Source organism: uncultured Phenylobacterium sp., assembly GCF_902826855.1.
Classification (GTDB): domain Bacteria; phylum Pseudomonadota; class Alphaproteobacteria; order Caulobacterales; family Caulobacteraceae; genus Phenylobacterium.
This window is the reverse complement of the sequence record NZ_CADEGK010000255.1, coordinates 1-5,659: the sequence shown is the minus strand read 5'-3', so window position 1 is coordinate 5,659 and position 5,659 is coordinate 1. Positions and strand designations below refer to the sequence as shown.

8 protein-coding genes are annotated in these 5,659 nt (G+C 70.5%); all 8 read right to left on the bottom strand.

The window, feature by feature from the left end:
- The coding region (locus tag QZV94_RS22555; protein WP_293682295.1) for a TraC family protein at positions 1-509 on the bottom strand (509 nt) is incomplete at its 3' end.
- 7 nt (positions 510-516) lie between these two features.
- Positions 517-1,140 carry a hypothetical protein gene (locus QZV94_RS22550; RefSeq protein WP_293682292.1) on the bottom strand — a complete coding sequence of 208 codons (624 nt, stop codon included), beginning with the start codon at positions 1,138-1,140 and terminating at the stop codon, positions 517-519.
- 26 nt (positions 1,141-1,166) lie between these two features.
- Complete coding sequence (locus QZV94_RS22545) at positions 1,167-2,078, bottom strand: DsbC family protein (RefSeq protein ID WP_293682289.1); 912 nt, start codon at positions 2,076-2,078, stop codon at positions 1,167-1,169.
- A gap of 3 nt (positions 2,079-2,081) precedes the next feature.
- A complete protein-coding gene (locus QZV94_RS22540) occupies positions 2,082-2,282 on the bottom strand; it encodes a hypothetical protein (RefSeq protein ID WP_293682286.1) in 201 nt (66 codons plus the stop codon).
- Positions 2,283-2,484: 202 nt separating this feature from the next.
- Entirely contained in the window at positions 2,485-3,924 is a 1,440-nt protein-coding gene (locus QZV94_RS22535; RefSeq protein ID WP_293682283.1) for a TrbI/VirB10 family protein, read from the bottom strand.
- A complete protein-coding gene (locus QZV94_RS22530; protein WP_293682280.1) occupies positions 3,921-4,685 on the bottom strand; it encodes a type-F conjugative transfer system secretin TraK in 765 nt (254 codons plus the stop codon). Before QZV94_RS22530 ends, QZV94_RS22535 begins: the two co-directional genes overlap by 4 nt.
- An 80-nt stretch (positions 4,686-4,765) precedes the next feature.
- Positions 4,766-5,359 carry a TraE/TraK family type IV conjugative transfer system protein gene (locus QZV94_RS22525; RefSeq protein WP_293682277.1) on the bottom strand — a complete coding sequence of 198 codons (594 nt, stop codon included), beginning with the start codon at positions 5,357-5,359 and terminating at the stop codon, positions 4,766-4,768.
- 3 nt (positions 5,360-5,362) lie between these two features.
- Positions 5,363-5,617 (bottom strand): type IV conjugative transfer system protein TraL, encoded by a 255-nt coding sequence (gene traL / locus QZV94_RS22520; protein WP_293682275.1) that lies wholly within the window; start codon positions 5,615-5,617, stop codon positions 5,363-5,365.
- Positions 5,618-5,659: the final 42 nt, after the last annotated feature.

Genomic DNA, 5,659 nt, shown 5'->3' with positions numbered 1-5,659 from the left:
CGTCCGCTCACCTCCACGAAGACCAGCACCCGGAAGTCCCGCACCAGGAACGGTGACGACGGCGAAAGCCCTTCCCACGCGCCCTTGCGGAACAACTCTCGGCGATGGCGGGCGAGCTCGGCCTGGACCCCGCCTCTGGCGGCGCGGGCTTCTGCCCAATGGTCGACGATCGGGCCGATCTTCGGAGACGCCCATTGGATGATCTGGACCTTCGCCAGTTCCGGGAGGGCTTCGTTGAAGAGCTCCGTCAGGATCCGCTGGGTGCTGTCATCGCCCCCCACCAGGGGCGAGACGGCGAGCACGATGCCAATGCTGCGATCCTGGACGTAGACCCCGTGCTCGGGGTCGTAGTAGCGCCACGGCAATAGGGACGCGAGGGTCGCCCCGGAGACCTTCTGGCGGGGCGCGTCGGGGGGTAGGACGTCCTCGCCCCACCACGCGCGGCCCTTGCGCTCGAGGGCGCGCCTCAGGGCGCCGCGGATCTCGCCCAGGGGGGTCTTGTCGGTCATCGGGCGCTCACGAGCCCGCGGGCTTTGCGGTGGCGACGGCGGCCGGCGCCGCGCGGGCTGCGACGGTCCCGGCGGCGTCCGTCTTGGACCCCGCGCCGCGCGCGGCCGCGGCGTTCTCGGGCTGCGCCACCGGCGGATTGGCGACAGGCGACGGGGATGGGCCGGCCGCGGGGCCGGCGCTGGCGACGCGCGGCGCGGGGGTGCGCTCACCGGATCGCGCGGTGACCAGCGGAACCGCCGGGGGCGCCGCCCACCAGCCGCCCCGCCGCATCAGCGCGAACACCTCGGAGGGCGCGTGATAGTCGCCGCTGCCATCGATCCAGCCGCCGATCAGCACCTTTGCGAACTGGTCTGGCTCGCGGCGCGGGGCCTGGTCGAAGGCGCCGCCGCCGGCCTCGGCTGCGGTCCACCAGCGAAGCGCGCCCGCGCCGTCGACCAACGGCGCCGCCTTTCCATCGTGCCTGGCCGTCATCGCGCCGGACGCGCCCGGCTGGCCGTCGAGCGTGGCGATGCTTGAGCACGGCACGCCGCGCTCTGCCGCGCAGGCCCAGGAGCCCTTGGTGTTCGTCGACCCACACCCCGCCAGGGCCAGCATGGCCACACCGGCGAGGATCTTGGACGTGATCGGCATCTTAAGTGCTCCTTCCCCGCCGGCGGTCAGCTACGCGACGCGTTGAGCCACGCGAGCAGCTTGTCGGCCGGCATCCAGCCCGGGTTTGTCGCCCCGTCCGCGCGCACGATCATCGGCGTGCCGTTGATCCCGTGGCTCTGGGCGAAGGCGAGGTTCTGCTGCAGCCGCCGGCCGCCATCTGCGCAGTCGGACACGCCCTGGAGTTGGCCGCCGTCGTAGAGGGCCTTGGCCGCCGCGGCGCGGTCCTGCGCACACAGCACCTTCTTGGCCTTCGCCTCGCTCTCGGGGCCAAGCACCGCGATCGGGAACTCGGTCACCTCGATGTCGCGGTTCGACTTCAGGTCCTGGAACAGCTGCTGGCAGTAGTGGCAGTTGAAGTCGGTGAAGACGGTCATCTTCAGCCGCGCGCCGCGGTTGTGGACGATCGCGTTCTCGGCCGGGAGATCGACCTTCAGCACCGGGGAAGGTCCTTGCGCGCTCGGGGGCGGCCCTGCGGCGGCCTGCGCGCGCGGGGCCGGCTGGGTCAGCCGCCCTGCGATGCGATCCTCGGCGTCGGCCACGCCGGCGACTTCGCGGGCCCGACGGTCCGTCATGTCGACCTTCTTCTGCAGGTCGAGCAGCTGGCCGATCATCACGTAGCGGCCGTCGGGCGTCGCGTAGAGCACGCTGCGCCCCGCGACGAATTCACAGAAACCCTTCGGGGCGGCCGCGGGCGCGCAGCTCACCGAACTCACCTTGGTGTTCGGGAGATTGCGGGTCAGCGCCGCAAGCAGCTGCTTTTCCTGAGCGGTCGCACCGCCGCCCGACAGATCGAAGCTGCGCGCCGCCGCGAACGTGGCTGCGGCCGCCAGCGCCAACACGCTGACCCCTATTGCGACGTGGCGCCGGGAGATCGGGACGCGCTTCGAAGGCGGCGAGCGCTGAGGTTCATCCGACATGGCCTAGTTCCCTTGCTGGTTGGCGGGGTCCGCACGCGACGGACGACGTTCGGCGATCGTGAGCAGGCGCAGCTCGCGTCCGGCGCGGACGCAGCACGCGCAGGCGACGCTCGCGGGGGCCTTTGCGGGCGCCTTCCACTCCAAGGGCGGCAGCCAGCTCAGCACCGTCAGCGCGGCGAGCACGGGCAGGTCCAGGATCCTCATGGCCGTCCTCGGCACTGGTGCGGCTCGCCGCCAGGCGACGGGAGGGGGCAAAGGGCGTGACCGTCCGCCATCCCGGGCGCGCCCGGCCCAAACCAGATGGCCAGGGCGAGGCTCGCGCCGACGGCGCCTCCCACGAGAGCCAAGCGGGGCACGAGGGGGACGAGGACCGGGGCCATGATCCTGGCCAGGATCGGGGGCTGGGTCATGAACCCCCCCGAACCTGGAAGCCGGAGAGGAACACGATCTCCACCGCGATGCCGGTCGGCATCTCGATCACCGGCTGATATTGCTCGGCGCGCCTGATGTAATAGTCAGCCAGCATCGAGGCGGCGTTGCTCACGCCGCCGCCGACCGCGCCTTGTGCGAGCTCGCTGCCGGAGAGCTTCTCGGAGCCGAGAATGCCGCCGGCGCCGGGGACGGCGTTGACGCCGCCGACCGAGCGGTTGAGGTTCTGCGACAGCGTCGTTCCGAGACCCTGCAACGTACCGGCGACGGCCGCGCGGGCGGTCAGCCCCCCTGCCCTTTCGACGACGACGCCGCGCACCCCGGCCTTGCCGCGCTGGGTGACGTAGCCTTCTACCGTGGCCACGGAGAATTTCTTGTCGCCGGCCGGGCAGGTGATGCGCTGGAGCTTTACGTAGACCTTCTCGCTCGACAGCTCGCCGTAGGCCGCCCCGTTGACCATGCAGCCCTTGAGGCTGGTGCGCTGATAGCGGCCATTCGCGCCCACCGAGACCGCGTCGCCGGTGAGGCGGAACAACACCGGCTTAGGATCTGAGGCCGAATTGACGCTGGCCGCGGAGTCGACGCCGACCAGCACAGTGGCCGAGGCGTAGGCGTTCGGGGGCACGAAGTCGGCCGTGTTGTAGGCTTCCAGCTTGCTGGTGAAGTAGGAGCCGGAGCTCCCCACCTGAGCCTTCCCACCGGGGGCGCCCGCGCCAGCCGCAGGGCTACGCTTGTTGGCGAAGTCCGTGGTCTGCGATGGGGCGTCCGACCCCGCCTCGGCGCGCTCGGACTTGGGCGACGTGCTCGTGCGGATGAGCGTGATGCTGCGGCGCGGGCGAGGCTCTTCGACGCCCATCGCCTCCCGGTCGCGAACACCCCCGCCCGCCCGGGGACCGCCGCTGGCGGGGACCGGAGCGAGCGGGGGCGCCGGCGCACCTCCCGCGAGGGGGGGTCTCGAGGGCGCGCCTGGCGCAGGGGTGGCGCGCCCGGCGGGTCCGGGGGCGGCGTCCCCACGCCGGTTCACTTCATCCTGCAGCACCTGAATGGTGCGCATCGCGTTGTTGCGGTCCTCCAGCTGCGCCGATTCCGCGCGCTGCGCCGCGTCCTTGAACTGCAGGTTCTGCGCCTGCAGGTCGGCGTTCGACGCCTGCAGCTGCGCCACCTGGCGCGACAGGTCCCCGTTGACCACCTCGGGGGGGTCCGGGTTCTTGGCGATACTGGCCGTGGCCATGACGCGCTTGCGGGTCTCGTCGACCCGGGCTGCGGGCGGCTTGCCGAACTGCGAGTAGACATAGAAGCCGCCGATGACCGCGATGAGCGCGGCCACCGCCAGGTAGAGGGTGCGCTGATTGCGCTTGGCCTTGGCGTTCGGCTCGTAGAGGTCGTCCGCGGACTGGGCTTCGGGGAGGTCGCTCAACGCAGTTCCTCCACGATGAAGACCCGTCCCTGCTCGCCCGGCCGAAGCCGCTCATGGGACGTGGCGGCGGCGAAGACCCGCTCGACGAGGAAGGCTTCAAGACGCACGGCTTCCTCGGCCTTGCCGATGTTGGTGACGTACAGCACCCGGCCATGCAGGCCCGCGCCGTCCCAGGCCGTGACCTGTCGCACCGTGAACGGACCGGCTTGCATGGGGGCCGCGCCCGTCACCCTGCGGGTCACGCCCTCGGCGTCCTGATCGTTGAACATCAGCCGCACGAACTGGACGAGGCGCTCCTGGTAGGGTGACGACGGCCCCGTCGCGTTGGCCCCGACGGGGGACATGGACAGTCCGACGGGCGTCGCCTCCGCCCTCGCCGCCGCTGCGGGCGGTCCCGGCGGGACCCCTTCCAGCCGCACCAGCACCGTCTGGGCCTCGCCGGGCGCAGGGCGAAGCACCGCCTGCACCACCTTGCCGCTCTCGGTCGTCAGGAAGGCCGAGAAGGCGCGCCCCGCGACGTCGCCGTCGAAGGCGATGAACGCATCGCCCGAGGCTTCGTCGGTTTCGACGATCAGCTGTGGTCCGCCAGGCTCGTCCAGCTTACGGACCGCCGCGATCTTCTCGCCGACGATTGAAATGCGCGACATCTGCCGCGCCGACACGTCGGCCTCGAACCGACCGTCGCGGGCGATCACGGGCGCCGCAAGCGCCGCGCCGGAGACGACGGCCGCGATCGCGGCGCCAGCCAGGAGGGCCTTCATGGTGACCTCGTTGGAGTGGGACCGGCGAGCGGGCCGGCGAACGGTTCCGTGCGGACCTTGGAGCGCGGCAGGCATCGGGCTCATTTCCCGGCCTCCGCAGCCTTCACCTTCTCGCCTTCGCTCGCTTCCGGCTTGATCTCGCCGATCGAGGCCAGCCGGACGCTGGAGCCGCGCCGCACGAAGCGCAGGGCGTAGATGCGGCGGTTGGCTTCGACGATGTCGGCGCCGCGCGAGATCTCGAGGTTGCCGCGAACCTCCACGTAGAGCTTGGCGGCGTCGACGAAGACGTCGTCGGGGAAGAAGGCCTGCGAGGTCCGACTGGCCTCACGCACCTTCCGGTCGTCGACCATCTCGGCCTTGATCTTCTGATAGGTGGCCGGCTCGAGGATCTGTTCCATCGCGCGCTCGAAGTACCGGTCGGTCTCCGGGGTGCGGTTCAGGAAGGTGTAGATCGCCTCGCGGGAGACGGACTCCAGATACTCGGGATTGATCGCGCCGCCAGGCCGCAGAGTGATGTTGTCGGGGAGCGTCGGCGCGAGAACGATTTCGCGCGCGTTCATCAGCAGAACCGACTGCACCAGGTTCGCCGACACGCTCAGACCCAGCAGCACGGCCGTGAGCGTCAGGCGGACGTTGAGGGCCTTGCCAGCCTCAATGGTCTTTTGAACGTGCATGCGTCACCCAGCCAATTCCCGGAGGTGCGAGGCGGGTGATGCCTTGAGGCGCAGCAGGTCCCCAGGGACATGCCAGTACGCCAGCCAGAGAAGACGGTGCAGACCGCCCCCCTGCTTCGCTTTCCGCAGGACCAGGAAGATCCCCGAGGCGACGAACAGGCCGACGGCGAAGTTCACCACGACCGTACCGACCGCCAGAGGGATCACGACCGAGAACAACTCGTCGGGCGTGAAGATGAAGAACCTCTCAGCCCACATTTCCCAAGTAAGGCGCTGATTTCGCTGTCCTGACCATTATAT

Bases quoted from the DNA above. Each gene is read 5' to 3' on its own strand.
- QZV94_RS22540 (WP_293682286.1), bottom strand. From the start codon at position 2,282: ATGAGGATCCTGGACCTGCCCGTGCTCGCCGCGCTGACGGTGCTGAGC.
- QZV94_RS22525 (WP_293682277.1), bottom strand. From the start codon at position 5,359: ATGCACGTTCAAAAGACCATTGAGGCTGGCAAGGCCCTCAACGTCCGC.
- QZV94_RS22550 (WP_293682292.1), bottom strand. From the start codon at position 1,140: ATGCCGATCACGTCCAAGATCCTCGCCGGTGTGGCCATGCTGGCCCTG.
- QZV94_RS22545 (WP_293682289.1), bottom strand. From the start codon at position 2,078: ATGTCGGATGAACCTCAGCGCTCGCCGCCTTCGAAGCGCGTCCCGATC.
- traL (WP_293682275.1), bottom strand. From the start codon at position 5,617: ATGTGGGCTGAGAGGTTCTTCATCTTCACGCCCGACGAGTTGTTCTCG.
- QZV94_RS22530 (WP_293682280.1), bottom strand. From the start codon at position 4,685: ATGAAGGCCCTCCTGGCTGGCGCCGCGATCGCGGCCGTCGTCTCCGGC.